At 54.9% G+C, this 13,147-nt stretch carries 17 protein-coding genes; 8 read left to right on the top strand and 9 right to left on the bottom strand.

Annotation, left to right across the window (positions count from 1 at the left end; translation table 11 throughout):
- Positions 1-47: 47 nt before the first annotated feature.
- The 9 genes from hisD to MWU64_RS12325 all read right to left on the bottom strand — a co-directional run bounded on the left by hisD (position 48) and on the right by MWU64_RS12325 (position 6,872).
- Positions 48-1,352 carry a histidinol dehydrogenase gene (gene hisD, locus MWU64_RS12365; RefSeq protein WP_247064695.1) on the bottom strand — a complete coding sequence of 435 codons (1,305 nt, stop codon included), beginning with the start codon at positions 1,350-1,352 and terminating at the stop codon, positions 48-50.
- Positions 1,353-1,545: 193 nt separating this feature from the next.
- Positions 1,546-2,196 carry an ATP phosphoribosyltransferase gene (gene hisG, locus MWU64_RS12360; RefSeq protein ID WP_247064694.1) on the bottom strand — a complete coding sequence of 217 codons (651 nt, stop codon included), beginning with the start codon at positions 2,194-2,196 and terminating at the stop codon, positions 1,546-1,548.
- A 30-nt stretch (positions 2,197-2,226) separates the two neighbouring features.
- On the bottom strand, positions 2,227-3,489 hold the full coding sequence (gene murA / locus MWU64_RS12355; protein ID WP_199006477.1) for a UDP-N-acetylglucosamine 1-carboxyvinyltransferase: 1,263 nt from the start codon (positions 3,487-3,489) through the stop codon (positions 2,227-2,229).
- Between the two features lie 19 nt (positions 3,490-3,508).
- A complete protein-coding gene (locus MWU64_RS12350; protein ID WP_247064693.1) occupies positions 3,509-3,757 on the bottom strand; it encodes a BolA/IbaG family iron-sulfur metabolism protein in 249 nt (82 codons plus the stop codon).
- 60 nt (positions 3,758-3,817) lie between these two features.
- A complete protein-coding gene (locus tag MWU64_RS12345) occupies positions 3,818-4,135 on the bottom strand; it encodes an STAS domain-containing protein (RefSeq protein WP_247064692.1) in 318 nt (105 codons plus the stop codon).
- The gene (locus MWU64_RS12340) at positions 4,132-4,785 is read right to left on the bottom strand and encodes an ABC transporter substrate-binding protein (protein WP_247064691.1); all 654 of its coding nucleotides are present in this window, start codon (positions 4,783-4,785) and stop codon (positions 4,132-4,134) included. Before MWU64_RS12340 ends, MWU64_RS12345 begins: the two co-directional genes overlap by 4 nt.
- A gap of 24 nt (positions 4,786-4,809) precedes the next feature.
- Entirely contained in the window at positions 4,810-5,259 is a 450-nt protein-coding gene (mlaD, locus tag MWU64_RS12335; RefSeq protein WP_247064690.1) for an outer membrane lipid asymmetry maintenance protein MlaD, read from the bottom strand.
- A gap of 21 nt (positions 5,260-5,280) precedes the next feature.
- On the bottom strand, positions 5,281-6,063 hold the full coding sequence (gene mlaE / locus MWU64_RS12330; RefSeq protein WP_247064689.1) for a lipid asymmetry maintenance ABC transporter permease subunit MlaE: 783 nt from the start codon (positions 6,061-6,063) through the stop codon (positions 5,281-5,283).
- Entirely contained in the window at positions 6,060-6,872 is an 813-nt protein-coding gene (locus MWU64_RS12325; RefSeq protein WP_247064688.1) for an ATP-binding cassette domain-containing protein, read from the bottom strand. Before MWU64_RS12325 ends, mlaE begins: the two co-directional genes overlap by 4 nt.
- A 203-nt stretch (positions 6,873-7,075) precedes the next feature.
- Here MWU64_RS12325 and MWU64_RS12320 point away from each other — a divergent pair, with 203 nt between their 5' ends.
- The 8 genes from MWU64_RS12320 to ptsN all read left to right on the top strand — a co-directional run bounded on the left by MWU64_RS12320 (position 7,076) and on the right by ptsN (position 13,137).
- Positions 7,076-8,065, top strand: a complete 990-nt coding sequence (locus tag MWU64_RS12320) for a KpsF/GutQ family sugar-phosphate isomerase (protein WP_247064687.1) — start codon at positions 7,076-7,078, stop codon at positions 8,063-8,065.
- Complete coding sequence (kdsC, locus tag MWU64_RS12315; protein WP_247064686.1) at positions 8,065-8,634, top strand: 3-deoxy-manno-octulosonate-8-phosphatase KdsC; 570 nt, start codon at positions 8,065-8,067, stop codon at positions 8,632-8,634. The genes MWU64_RS12320 and kdsC overlap by 1 nt, the downstream gene beginning before the upstream one ends.
- Complete coding sequence (gene lptC / locus MWU64_RS12310; RefSeq protein WP_247064685.1) at positions 8,631-9,230, top strand: LPS export ABC transporter periplasmic protein LptC; 600 nt, start codon at positions 8,631-8,633, stop codon at positions 9,228-9,230. Before kdsC ends, lptC begins: the two co-directional genes overlap by 4 nt.
- Positions 9,214-9,735: a lipopolysaccharide transport periplasmic protein LptA gene (gene lptA / locus MWU64_RS12305; RefSeq protein WP_247064684.1), complete on the top strand. Its 522-nt coding sequence runs from the start codon at positions 9,214-9,216 to the stop codon at positions 9,733-9,735. The genes lptC and lptA overlap by 17 nt, the downstream gene beginning before the upstream one ends.
- A 13-nt stretch (positions 9,736-9,748) precedes the next feature.
- Entirely contained in the window at positions 9,749-10,474 is a 726-nt protein-coding gene (gene lptB, locus MWU64_RS12300) for an LPS export ABC transporter ATP-binding protein (RefSeq protein WP_247064683.1), read from the top strand.
- Positions 10,475-10,656: 182 nt separating this feature from the next.
- The gene (locus MWU64_RS12295) at positions 10,657-12,189 is read left to right on the top strand and encodes an RNA polymerase factor sigma-54 (protein ID WP_247064719.1); all 1,533 of its coding nucleotides are present in this window, start codon (positions 10,657-10,659) and stop codon (positions 12,187-12,189) included.
- 71 nt (positions 12,190-12,260) lie between these two features.
- The gene (gene hpf / locus MWU64_RS12290) at positions 12,261-12,563 is read left to right on the top strand and encodes a ribosome hibernation promoting factor (RefSeq protein WP_247064682.1); all 303 of its coding nucleotides are present in this window, start codon (positions 12,261-12,263) and stop codon (positions 12,561-12,563) included.
- 103 nt (positions 12,564-12,666) lie between these two features.
- A complete protein-coding gene (ptsN, locus tag MWU64_RS12285) occupies positions 12,667-13,137 on the top strand; it encodes a PTS IIA-like nitrogen regulatory protein PtsN (protein WP_247064681.1) in 471 nt (156 codons plus the stop codon).
- Positions 13,138-13,147: the final 10 nt, after the last annotated feature.

Here is a 13,147-nt window from a genome sequence, read left to right as displayed (position 1 = left end):
GCCATGCTCTCAAGCACCCAATCCGAAACCGCCCTGCGCACAACGACTCAGTCTTTAATACGGTATTCCGCCGAACGGGCGTGAGCGGTCAGCCCTTCCCCGCGAGCAAGAACCGACGCCACACGCCCCATGCGGTTCGCGCCTTCAGGCGTAAAACCAATCAGCGACGAACGTTTCTGGAAGTCGTAAACGCCCAGAGGCGAACTGAACCGCGCGGTGCCGCTTGTGGGCAGTACGTGGTTCGGGCCGGCGCAGTAGTCTCCGAGGGCTTCTGCTGTGTAACGGCCCATGAAGATCGCGCCTGCGTGGCGGATGTCTTCCAGCATGGTTTGCGGGTCTTCTACTGACAGCTCCAAGTGCTCGGGAGCGATGCGGTTCGACACTTCCGCTGCTTCTTTCAGATCAGCCACGTGGATTAGTGCGCCGCGGCCTGTCATAGATGTGCGAATGATCTCTTCACGCTCCATGGTAGGCAAAAGCTTGTTGATGCTCGCTTCCACGGCGTCAAGGAAATCTGCATCCGGGCTGACGAGAATACTTTGCGCCTGCTCGTCGTGTTCGGCCTGCGAGAACAAATCCATCGCGATCCAATCGGGATCGGTTTTACCGTCGCAGATCACCAGAATTTCAGAGGGTCCGGCAATCATGTCGATACCAACAATACCGAACACTTCACGCTTGGCCGTCGCCACAAAAATATTGCCCGGCCCCACGATCTTATCCACCGCCGGCACGGTTTCGGTGCCATAAGCCAACGCACCCACCGCCTGCGCGCCACCCAGAGCAAACACACGGTCAACACCTGCAATGGCAGCAGCAGCCAGTACCATATCGTTCACCACACCATCCGGCGTAGGAACCACCATAATCAACTCACCGACACCCGCCACCTTGGCGGGGATCGCGTTCATCAATACGGACGACGGATACGCAGCCTTACCACCCGGCACGTACAAACCAGCGCGGTCCAGTGGCGTTACCTTCTGCCCCAGAACCGTTCCGTCTTCATCCTGATACTGCCAGGATTGCTGATTCTGCCGCTCATGATAATCCCGAACCCGCTCCGCCGCCTTCTCAAGCGCCTCACGCTGATCCTGCGGAATCGCCGCCAGCGCCGCCTGCAAACGATCCTGCCCCATCTCAAGCTCGGCCATGGAGCCAACCTTCAAACGGTCAAACTTCTCCGTAAACTCCAGAACCGCCGCATCGCCACGGGTCTTCACCTCATGCAGAATATGACGCACCGACTCATTCACCTGATGATCCACACTGTCATCCCACGCCAACAGCTTGGCCAGCGCACTGTCAAAGTCGCCTTGGGTGGTGTTAAGTCTGGTGATTTTATCGGTCATAACTCAAATCCTGCTTTGGATTGAAATTATTAAGTAGAGAGGCTTCCCTACTCAAAAGCCGGAAGCAGCCATTGGGGTGGCCCTTCCAAAAATGTCGTAGGCCATGGATGGCCGGAGAGAAGCGCACATGGATGTGCTCGTAGCGGTTTTTGGAAGGGCCGCCCCAATGGCTGCCCACCCAAAGTAAAAAAACTTACTCCGAAGAACCGCGACGACGCTCCACAGCAGCCGCCATCATCTCGATGATCGGATTAATCTTCCCATGCTGCATCTTCATCGAAGCCCGGTTCACCACCAACCGCGTACTGATATCGTCAATCAGCTCCCGCGCCTCAAGGCCATTCGCCTTCAGCGTATTACCGGTATCCACGATATCCACAATCTCATCGGCCAGATTCAGAATCGGCGCCAACTCCATCGCACCATACAGCTTGATGATATCCGCCTGACGACCCTGCGCCGCGTAATAACGGCGAGCAATATTCACAAACTTCGTCGCCACCCGAATACGCCCGGCCGGCGGCTGCTCGCCCACTTTACCGGCCGTCATCAAACGACAACGGGAAATGTTCAAATCCAGCGGCTCATACAACCCTTCCCCGCCATGCTCCATCAACACATCCTTGCCGGTCACGCCAAGGTCTGCGCCACCATACTGAACATAAGTCGGCACATCCGTTGCGCGAAGGATCAGCACGCGCACACTGGGATCCGTAGTGGGGAACACCAGCTTGCGGGACTTTTTCACGTCGTCTACCAGCTCAATGCCGGCTTCCGCCAACAATGGCAGCGTCTCTTCGAGAATTCGTCCCTTCGACAAGGCGATGGTGATGGAATCTGTCATGGGTCTTTCCGGGTTCCCGTTGGTGTTTGATTACGCTGGCAAGCGGCGAATGCTTCCGCCCAACAGCTGCAACTTCTCTTCAATACATTCGTAACCGCGGTCAATGTGATAAATGCGGTCTACAATGGTGTCGCCCTCAGCAACCAAACCGGCAATGACCAAACTGGCCGAGGCACGAAGGTCAGTGGCCATAACCGGCGCACCGGTCAAATGATCCACGCCCTTGATAATGGCTGCGTTACCTTCCAGCGTGATGTCGGCACCCATGCGGATCAGTTCCTGAAGGTGCATGAAACGGTTTTCGAACACCGTTTCCACGATGGTGCCGGTACCTTCCGCGACCGCATTCATAGCCGCAAACTGGGCCTGCATGTCGGTGGGAAACGCTGGATAAGGTGCGGTCCGAATGCTCACCGCTTTCGGGCGCTTGCCCTTCATATCCAGCTCGATCCAATCTTCACCGGTGGTGATGTGGGCTCCGGCTTCTTCCAGCTTCAGCAGCACCGCTTCCAGAATATCCGCGCGGGTATCTTTCAGCTTCACCCGGCCGCCAGTGGCCGCAGCGGCAACCAGATAGGTACCGGTTTCAATACGGTCTGGCTGAACATTGTGGTGACAACCGTGCAGGCGCTCCACACCGTTGATTTCAATTGTGGCTGTGCCGTGGCCTTTGATATCTGCACCCATGGCAATCAGACACTCAGCCAAATCCACCACTTCCGGCTCGCGGGCGGCGTTTTCCAGAATGGTTTTGCCGTCAGCCAAGGTAGCCGCCATCAACAGGTTTTCCGTACCGGTTACGGTGACGGTATCCATGAAGATGTGCGCGCCCTTCAGGCGGCCATTGGTTTTTGCATGAATGTAGCCATTTTCAACCTTAATCTCTGCACCCATCTGCTCAAGGCCGTGAATGTGCAGGTTGACCGGCCGTGTACCAATGGCACAGCCACCGGGCAACGACACCTGAGCTTCGCCAAAGTGTGCGACCAGCGGGCCCAGCACCAGAATAGAGGCGCGCATGGTTTTTACCAGCTCATAAGGCGCGTGGTAATGCTCGATGGTGTTGGCGTGTACTTCAACACTCATTTTCTCATCAATCAGCAGCTCGACACCCATACGGCCCAGCAACTCGATCATGGTGGTGACGTCATTCAGATGCGGCAGGTTGCCAACGGTAACCGGCTCGGAGGCCAGCAGCGTTGAAGCCAAAATCGGCAGAGCCGCGTTTTTGGCGCCGGAAATCCGAATCTCGCCATCCAGAGGCTTTCGGCCTCGGATCAGAAGTTTATCCACAATAGTAATCCTGTTCTGTTTAGCCGTTGGCCTGACGCGCAGCCCACTCGCTTGGAGTGAAGGCTTTCGGGTGAAGAGCGTGAATGGTGCCGTCCATGATGTACTGGAACAGTACCTTGTTGATCATCTGCTGTCTTTTAATGGTAGGCAGGCCTTCGAATACGTCACCCACTGCAACGACCATGTAGTGGTTGCCATCGACTTGTACCTGAACCTCGCAATCAGGCAGGGCTTCTTTAACAAGTTCGGTAACCTGGGCGGCGTCCATAGAAAATCCTCAGCTTTATTAAAATCAGGAGCGGAATTGTAACCAATTCCCGGGCAGCGGTCAGCTATGCGGGGAAAATCCCGGCAGATGGGCATCCAAATTACTCAAAGCCGCCAGCGACTGCAGGCGTTCACTGGCACCTTCAAACGCGAGCGACACCTGTTTTGTTTGCGCCAACCGCTGCCAGCACATCAGCATGGAAAGTATCGCACTATGAGCGGTTTGCAGCCCGGCAAGATCAACCGTTAATGAGCCCTGAGCGCCGCTTACAAGCTTCTCACCCTGCTTGCGGAGCTCAAGAACACTGCTCGCATCAACCTCGCCGGCAACGCTCAATACAGAGCCGTCAAGGCTCACATCCGGGCGGGAGTTACTCATGAGGCGTTAACGTCTTCTTCCAGGTTCAACGATTTCACCGAATCGGTCCAGCCATCAATGACGACCTGCACCTGGCCGCGATTCTCCTCCATTTCCTGAGCAAAGCGGTCCCGGAAAGCCAAGCCAATGTTGACGCCTTCAACAATCACATTTTCCATCAACCAACGTCCGTCGTCTTTTTTATACATGGAATAGGTAACGGGGTAACGATTGCCCGAGGCGGTGATCACCACCAACTGCACCGATGCCCGGTTTTCGTTCTGGGGCAGAATCTCCGCTTCACGCACCTCGATCCTGAAATCGTCGGCAGTCACCAACGCCTTGGCATAGCTATCAAACAAACTGCGTTTGAACTTGGCCACAAACTCGTCGCGCTGCTCACGGGTTGTTTGGCGAGCGTAGCGCCCCATCACCCGGGCCGCTATACGACGAAAATCCACGAAATCCGTCAAGGCGTCGTCCATGCTCTGGTAAAAAGCTTCAGGATCCTTTTCAAACAAGCCTTTCTCGGCGTTCAGTTTCTGAACCAGCATTTGGGTGTTATCGCTGACGTATTGCTCCAGATCTTCTTCGACACCCGCCGACGCCTGACCAGCAACCATCATCAACAACGCAAATACAACAAACAGCTTTCGCTTGAAAATTAACATTTTAATCTCCTGTCCTGTTTTGCATCAGCGGCCAGAGGCAAAGTTGCTGATCAATCTTTCAAGATTCATTGCAGACTGGGTGGAGTAAAACGTATCACCCTCGCCCAACGACTCCATGTCGCCACCAATCGAAATATCGATGTACTGCTCACCGAGCAGCCCTGACGTGCGAATTACCGCGGCACTGTCTGCCGGTATGGTGTCCACATCCGAACGAATGGCCATGGTTACCTTGGCCTGAAACGTGTTCTTATCCAGACTGATGGATTCAATCGAACCGACGGTTACACCTGCCATCGACACTTTGCCGCGCGGCGTTAGTCCACCGACATCGTTAAAGTTAGCGTATACCGTATACGTTGCAGCGGCCGATTTGGGCGACAAACCACTCACCTGAAGCGCCAAAAACAGCAAAGCTGCCAACCCGGCGATCATGAAAAAACCTACTACTATTTCCGTTGTTCTTTGCACCATAACAGGGCCCTGAAATCCTTATTAGAAATCGCCAAACATAACAGCGGTCAGCACGAAATCGAGGCCGAGTACCGCCAGTGATGAATACACAACCGTTTTGGTCGTCGCAGAACTGATACCTGCAGACGTGGGCACACAGTCGTACCCTTGATAAACGGCTATCCAAGCGCACACAAAGCCGAACACAACACTCTTAATAACGCCGTTCAGCACATCGTCCACAAAATCGACCGATGACTGCATGTTGCCCCAGAACGAGCCTTCAAAAACACCCAGCCAATCCACGCCAACCAGCATGCCGCCCCAAATACCGACCACGGAGAAGATCATCGCCAGTATCGGCATCGCAATAAATCCGGCCCACAGACGGGGCGCTATGACACGGCGCAAAGGATCAACGCCCATCATTTCCATACTGGACAATTGTTCGGTCGCTTTCATCAACCCGATTTCCGCGGTCAACGCAGACCCTGCACGCCCGGCAAACAAGAGCGCCGTAACCACCGGCCCCAACTCTCGAACCAAGGTTAGTGCAATCATCTGACCAATCGCGGCTTCGGAGCCGTAGTCGCTCAGAATGGTATAGCCTTGCAGCGCCAATACCATGCCTATGAACAAGCCGGAAACCACAACGATCGCCAGCGAAAGCACACCTACGGAATAAAGCTGTTTGATCAGAAGCGGAAAGCCGGTTGCAGGCTTGGGCACTCCAACCAGAACGCCAAACAGAAACTGAGTCGCACGCCCTAAAGAACCCACCACTTCCAGACTTCTTCGACCGAAGCCCGCTACGTAATCCATCATATTGACGCTCCCTTGATACCAAAGTCATCAACGGGATTACTGGCCGGATAATGGAAGGGTACCGGGCCGTCTGGCTGACCGCTCAGGAACTGCTGAACGAGCTCAGAAGGGTGATTGCGCAATTCGTCCGGTGTGCCCGTGCCAATCACTTTGCCGTCAGCAATGATGCACGCGTAGTGGCAGATACTCAGGGATTCCGGTACATCGTGAGACACCAGCACGCTGGTCAGCCCCATTGAGCTATTGAGGTCCCGGATCAATTTGACCAACACCCCCATGGCGATTGGGTCTTGCCCCGTAAAAGGTTCGTCATACATGATCAATTCGGGGTCCAGTGCAATGCTTCGCGCCAGCGCCACTCGTCGGGTCATGCCGCCCGAAAGCTCAGAAGGCATCAAATCCCGCGCGCCGCGCAGCCCGACCGCTTCCAGCTTCATCAGCACAATGTCGCGAATCATGTCTTCCGGCAGCGAGGTGTGTACCCGCAGAGGGAAAGCAACGTTCTCGAACACACTGATATCTGTGAACAACGCGCCACTTTGAAACAGCATGCCCATCTTTTCGCGCAGGCGATATAGTTCCTTTCGCTTAAGCTTCGGAACTTCGTGACCGGCCACCGAGACCTGGCCGGAATCCGGCTTCAGTTGCCCACCGATGACCCGAAGCAGCGTGGTCTTTCCCGTGCCACTCGGCCCCATAATGGCGGTAATTTTACCCTTGGGTATATCCAGGGTAATGCCATCAAAAATGCGCCGCCCTGAACGGGAAAACACCACATCTTTTAGAGAAATGTATGCAGATGACTCCATAATTGATCCTTTTCGAGGAGCGCCTACATTAAGATAAGCGTCGCCGGACCTCAATCTCAGGTTATTAAAATGTACTGATGGCAACGTTCAGATCCCCTGAACATTGGCAGCCCTACCGGGTATCAGTGATATACTTTCCGCCATAGTCGTCCGTCCCGATAACCGGGCCGGGTCCACAGACCGACCGAGTAAAGCCAGCCGAGATGACAGATTCAAACACTTCAAGTTCCCGGGATTACCGCAACTCCGCCGTTCGGGCCATCCAGATTGAACGGGATGCCATCGAAGCACTTGAACACCGTATCAACGGCGATTTCACCCGCGCTTGCGACATCATCATGGCCTGCAAAGGCCGTGTTGTGGTGACGGGCATGGGCAAGTCTGGCCACATCGGAAACAAAATTGCCGCCACACTGGCCAGCACCGGCACACCGTCATTTTTTGTACACCCGGGCGAAGCCAGCCACGGCGACCTGGGCATGATTACGCCGCAGGACGTGGTTATTGCCATTTCCAACAGCGGCAGCACCAGCGAAGTTGTCACCATTCTACCTTTAATTCGAAGAATGGGCGCGCCCCTGATCAGCATGACGGGTAATCCGGATTCGTTGCTGGCGAAAGAAGCCGCAGCCAATCTCGACGTGAGCGTTGCCAGTGAAGCCTGCCCGCTTGGGCTGGCCCCCACATCCAGCACCACCGCCACCCTGGTTATGGGCGATGCGTTAGCCGTTGCACTGCTGGAAGCGCGCGGGTTCAGCGCGGAAGATTTCGCTTTTTCCCACCCCGGCGGTCGCCTTGGCCGGCGCCTTTTGCTGCGTGTTTCCGACATCATGCACTCCGGCGACAAGGTGCCACGGGTACTGGAAACCACCACCCTCAGCGGCGCTCTTCTGGAGATAACCCGTAAAGGCCTGGGCATGACCACCGTGATTAACGACGCTGGCGAATTAACCGGCATCTTTACCGACGGCGACCTGCGCCGAACGCTCGACAAATCCGTTGATGTACACACAACCAACATCGATCAGGTGATGACGCGTAACGGAAAAACCATTCAGGCCGATCAATTGGCGGCCGATGCGCTCAATATTATGGAAGAATTGAAAATTAATGCCCTGCCGGTGACCGATACCGAAGGTAACCTGGTGGGCGCCATCAACATGCACGACTTGTTGCGGGCGGGGGTGATCTGATGCCAGAACTCACCCCACCCCTGAGTCCGCACTGGACCGACGATGTCCTTACCAAAGCCGCTGCCATCAAGCTTGTTGCCTTTGATGTGGACGGCATTATGAGCGACGGCAAGCTCTACTTCAGCGCCAGCGGAGACGAGCTTAAAACCTTCAATATTCTGGATGGCCTGGGGCTGAAGCAACTGATGAACGCCGGCATCACGGTTGCCGTGATCACCGGCCGCCGCTCCCCGCTGACCGAAAAACGCATGAACGATTTAGGCATCACCCACCTCATGCAAGGGCGAGAAGACAAGAAGATTGCTCTACAGGAACTGGTGGCCAATATGGACATCACGCCCGATCAAATCGCTTACATGGGCGATGATCTGCCCGATCTCCCCGCCCTGCAATTCGCCGGCCTGGGCATCACCGTACCGAACGGATACTGGCTGGTGCGGCAACACGCGGACTATTGCACCACGATGGCCGGGGGCAGCGGCGCAGTGAGAGAAGCCTGCGACCTGATCCTCTGGTCGCAAGACCGGCTTGCGGAAACGCTCGAACCCTATGTGAGCACCCAGCCGTGATCGCCCGACTGTTCAGCCCCGGAAAAGGCAAAGCCTGGGCCCGGACACTGGCCTTAGGCAGCACAATCGCAGCCACCTTGTTTCTCATGTGGCAAAGCGACGAGCCGCCCGGCAGTCAGGATGAAGCTAAGAAATTGCGCGGCCCCGCCGAACCGGACGGTTTTATCATTCAAGCGGATTACCGGACCTGGGATGCTCAGGGCAACCCTAAAATCCGCATGACCAGCCCTCGCATCGAACAATTCGAAAGCAACAACCTCGCTGCCATGGAGCAGCCCCGCGCCACCCTGCACGGAGAAGGCGATCCGGTACCGTGGAATATCGAAGCGGATCAAGGTAGCCTTTTGCAAAATGACGAGTTGGTAAATCTGAACGGCAACGTGGTGATTCGTCGCCAGTTTCAAGGCACCGACACCACGTTTGAAACCAACGAACTGACCCTGAACAACACCGAAGGTACCGTGTACACCGACCAGCCGGTGACCATCACCGAGCCACACGGAACCACCAAAGCGACAGGCATGAAAGCCTGGCTGGACGACCGCATTCTGGAACTCAATTCCCAAGTGGAAGGGCATTATGATCCCATCAGGTAACCGACTTTTTTTACTGCTAATTCTGGCAGCCACGCTTCTTGCCAACCCGGCAGCTGCCTTCACACCGGACTCCGACGAGCCCATCAAAGTTAGCGCCAACTCTGCGCGACTGGATGACAGTGCCGGTACAGCCGTTTACACCGGCGCGGTCGAGTTGGTGCAAGGGGAAGTAAAACTAGACGCGGAACGGGTGGTTCTTTATCGCAGCCCCCAAGGTCTGAGCCGCATAGAAGCGAGCGGCTCCCCCGCTGTTTACCGCCAGCCGTCCCAAGATCAAACGGCGGTTATCAATGCCGAGGCGCGGAACATCACCTGGTCTGCCAAAGACAACCAATTAACCTTCGAACGAGAAGCCTTAATTGAACAAGGCGGCAGCACATTCCGTGGCGATATCATTCATTATGACACCGTGAATCGGGTGGTAACGGCAGAAGGTGGCAACTCCGAGGGCACAAACTCGGGCCGTGTCGAGATGGTGATTCAGCCCCGCAGCTCTGGTCAATAACAGGAAAGTTCTGATGGCAGTTCTCAGGGCCAGTAATCTGGCCAAAAGCTACAAACAGAAAAAGGTGGTTCTGGACGTTTCTCTGGAGATTCGCTCGGGTGAAATTGTCGGTTTGCTGGGCCCGAACGGTGCCGGTAAAACCACCTGCTTTTACATGATCGTCGGACTGGTTCCCGCTGACCACGGTCGCATCACGATCGACAACAACGACATTACTCCCCTGCCCATGCATGGGCGCGCCCGAAAAGGCATCGGCTACCTGCCTCAGGAGGCATCGGTGTTTCGGAAACTGACCGTGCGCGACAACATCATGGCCATTCTGGAAACCCGCAAAGCGCTGTCAAAATCGGAACGTGAGGCGAAGCTGGAAGAGCTATTGGAAGAGTTTCATATCACCCACATTCGCGACAGCGTGGGCATGGCGCTCTCGGGTGGGGAGCGCCGCCGGGTAGAAATTGCCCGAGCACTGGCCATGGAACCTGCGTTCATCCTTCTGGACGAGCCCTTTGCCGGCGTTGACCCCATATCGGTCAGTGACATCAAACACATCATCCGACATCTTCGCGACAAAGGCATCGGCGTCCTCATCACCGATCACAACGTACGCGAAACCTTGGATATTTGTGAAAACGCCTACATTGTTTCAGGTGGTCACATCATTGCCTCAGGCAACGCAGATGCTATTTTGGCCAACCAGCAAGTGAAGGAAGTGTACCTCGGGGATGAGTTCCGACTTTAGACAATCGTAGACCTGAAAGCCGGGCTGATTGTTTTGCTGAACGCGAGCAAGTAAACTCGGCAGGGTACTTGCTTAAATTGTTGATCACGCGCTGTAAGTTACCAGCGCACAACAGTTTTTTATATTTGCAAGCAATGCTTTTGATCAGGATGCAAGCACGTTATGGATATTGAGCCATGGTTATGAAAGCTTCATTACAGCTTAAAATGGGCCAAAGCCTAACCATGACACCCCAGCTGCAACAAGCCATTCGGCTACTGCAGCTCTCCACGTTGGACCTGCAGCAGGAAATCCAGCAAGCACTCGATTCCAACCCGATGCTGGAAACCTCCGAGGACGACGATCAGGCGGACTCAAACGACCAGCAAGAGAACAGCCACGACGACCAGCACGAGACAGATTCGGCTCAGGAAGAGCAAAACACCGACTCGCAAAGTTCGGATTGGGACGAATCGGAAGCCGCTCCCGACTGGTCGGCGGAAGACCAAACGCCGGATACCATTCCTGACGATCTGCCTGTCGATACCGCCTGGGATGACATCTACCAATCGGCACCGGCCCCGGCCAGCCGGGGTGAAGACGAACACGACTCCGATTTCGAAACCCGAAACTCCCCGAGTGAAACGCTACACGACCATCTTGAGTGGCAGCTGAACCTAACACCGCTCAGCGAACGGGATCAGGCGATTGCACACGCCCTGCTCGATGCCGTCGATGACCGCGGGTACTTAACGTCTTCCATCGAAGAGATTCACTCCGGTTTATTCGAAGGTTCGGAAGACGATCCGCTGGAACTCGACGAAGTTCAGGCGGTGCTGCGCAGGCTCCAGCATTTTGATCCGCCCGGGGTATTTGCCCAGGATCTGCAAGACTGCCTGATGATCCAACTGAACCAGCTGCCGCCAGACACCCTTTGGCTACGCCAAGCGAAGCTCGTCGTTACCCAGTTCCTGCACTTGCTGGGCAATCGTGACTACGCTCAGCTGCTTCGTCGTAGCCGCCTGAAAGAAGATCAGCTGAAAGAAGTGCTGGGCTTGATTACCAGCCTGAACCCCACCCCCGGCGACAGCATCGATCGCACCGAACCGGACTACGTCATCCCGGATGTCATCGTGCGCAAACACGAAGGTCGCTGGCGCGTAGAGCTGAATCCCGAGATCGCGCCGCGCATTCGCGTGAACGCAAGCTATGCTTCGCTTATAAGGCGGGCAGACAGCAGCGCTGATAACACCTACATGCGAGATCAGTTGCAAGAGGCCAAATGGTTCATCAAAAGCCTGCAGAGCCGAAACGAAACCCTGCTCAAGGTAGCCACGCGCATTGTTGAATACCAACAGGGTTTTCTGGACCATGGCGATGAAGCCATGAAGCCACTGATTCTTTCAGACATCGCCCAAGCAGTGGATATGCACGAGTCAACCATATCGCGGGTGACCACTCAAAAATACATGCATACACCACGGGGCATTTTTGAGCTTAAATACTTTTTCTCCAGCCACGTGGGCACTGCCGAGGGTGGAGAATGTTCCTCAACGGCGATTCGTGCGATGATCAAAAAACTGATTGCGGACGAAACTCCAAAAAAGCCATTGAGTGATAGCAAAATAGCAGCCATGCTAGGAGAACAAGGGATCAACGTGGCCCGACGTACGGTAGCCAAGTACAGAGAAGCCATGCACATCCCGCCTTCGAACGAGCGTAAACGTTTGGTTTAAGGATTCGTCAGCACAAGAGGTGCTGACACTCAGTCCGGCACAAGCCGGCTATATGACAACAGGAGAAGCCTATGCAACTCAACATTTCAGGCCATCATGTAGAACTGACTCCCGCACTAAAGGATTACGTAACCACCAAGTTTGATAAGCTTGAGCGACACTTTGACCACATCAGTAATTGTCAGGTGACGCTGCAAGTTGAGAAAGTTCGCCAGATGGCCGAAGCTACCCTCCACGTGATTGGTGGCGAAATTCACGCAAAGGCTGAAAACGAGGATATGTACGCCGCCATCGACGGCCTGGTCGATAAGCTCGACCGCCAGATCCTCAAACATAAAGAAAAGACAGTTGCCCGGATGCAAGGTAACGGTTAACGCGCCTCTTAGCGTGAAACCGAACCGGGTGTTTCAATAAAACGTGCTGCGGCAGGAGTATCATCCGGCCGCAGCCTTTTTTTTACGGAAATGAAGTCGATCTATGAGCGATTCATCCCTGACCATCGACAACATTCTGGCTCCAGAACTGACTCTGTGCCGTGTTGCAGCGTCAAGCAAAAAGCGCGTACTGGAGTTTATCGCTGAATACATTCACCAACAGGATGAAAGTCTCAACGATACAGATATCTTCAACAACCTGGTGTCCCGTGAACGTCTGGGCAGCACCGGTATAGGGGAAGGCATAGCAATCCCCCATTGCCGCCTCGACGGACTGGACAGAGTCATTGGCGTACTCATGACATTGGCCGAACCGGTCGACTTCGATTCCATCGACAACCAACCGGTTGATATTGTGTTTGCCTTGATCGTGCCGAAAGAGGCAACCAGCGAACACCTGGAGCTGCTCAGTCAGCTTGCTGAAAAGTTTAATGAAAGCTCTTTTTGCGAAAAGCTGCGCCAGTGCCAGGAAACCGACAGTCTGCACAAGGCTATGATTTCGAATCAGAATTGATACGGGTTCA

Origin of the sequence: Marinobacter sp. S0848L (assembly GCF_023016065.1) — a bacterium.
Taxonomy (GTDB): Bacteria; Pseudomonadota; Gammaproteobacteria; order Pseudomonadales; family Oleiphilaceae; genus Marinobacter.
The sequence above is the reverse complement of the archived record's forward strand: the minus strand, read 5'-3'. Positions and strand labels throughout refer to the sequence as shown.

Bases quoted from the DNA above. Each gene is read 5' to 3' on its own strand.
- lptA (WP_247064684.1), top strand. From the start codon at position 9,214: ATGATCCCATCAGGTAACCGACTTTTTTTACTGCTAATTCTGGCAGCC.
- kdsC (WP_247064686.1), top strand. From the start codon at position 8,065: ATGCCAGAACTCACCCCACCCCTGAGTCCGCACTGGACCGACGATGTC.
- MWU64_RS12340 (WP_247064691.1), bottom strand. From the start codon at position 4,785: ATGTTAATTTTCAAGCGAAAGCTGTTTGTTGTATTTGCGTTGTTGATG.
- MWU64_RS12345 (WP_247064692.1), bottom strand. From the start codon at position 4,135: ATGAGTAACTCCCGCCCGGATGTGAGCCTTGACGGCTCTGTATTGAGC.
- mlaD (WP_247064690.1), bottom strand. From the start codon at position 5,259: ATGGTGCAAAGAACAACGGAAATAGTAGTAGGTTTTTTCATGATCGCC.
- ptsN (WP_247064681.1), top strand. From the start codon at position 12,667: ATGAGCGATTCATCCCTGACCATCGACAACATTCTGGCTCCAGAACTG.
- lptB (WP_247064683.1), top strand. From the start codon at position 9,749: ATGGCAGTTCTCAGGGCCAGTAATCTGGCCAAAAGCTACAAACAGAAA.
- MWU64_RS12295 (WP_247064719.1), top strand. From the start codon at position 10,657: ATGAAAGCTTCATTACAGCTTAAAATGGGCCAAAGCCTAACCATGACA.
- mlaE (WP_247064689.1), bottom strand. From the start codon at position 6,063: ATGATGGATTACGTAGCGGGCTTCGGTCGAAGAAGTCTGGAAGTGGTG.
- hisD (WP_247064695.1), bottom strand. From the start codon at position 1,352: ATGACCGATAAAATCACCAGACTTAACACCACCCAAGGCGACTTTGAC.
- hpf (WP_247064682.1), top strand. From the start codon at position 12,261: ATGCAACTCAACATTTCAGGCCATCATGTAGAACTGACTCCCGCACTA.
- MWU64_RS12320 (WP_247064687.1), top strand. From the start codon at position 7,076: ATGACAGATTCAAACACTTCAAGTTCCCGGGATTACCGCAACTCCGCC.
- MWU64_RS12325 (WP_247064688.1), bottom strand. From the start codon at position 6,872: ATGGAGTCATCTGCATACATTTCTCTAAAAGATGTGGTGTTTTCCCGT.
- MWU64_RS12350 (WP_247064693.1), bottom strand. From the start codon at position 3,757: ATGGACGCCGCCCAGGTTACCGAACTTGTTAAAGAAGCCCTGCCTGAT.
- hisG (WP_247064694.1), bottom strand. From the start codon at position 2,196: ATGACAGATTCCATCACCATCGCCTTGTCGAAGGGACGAATTCTCGAA.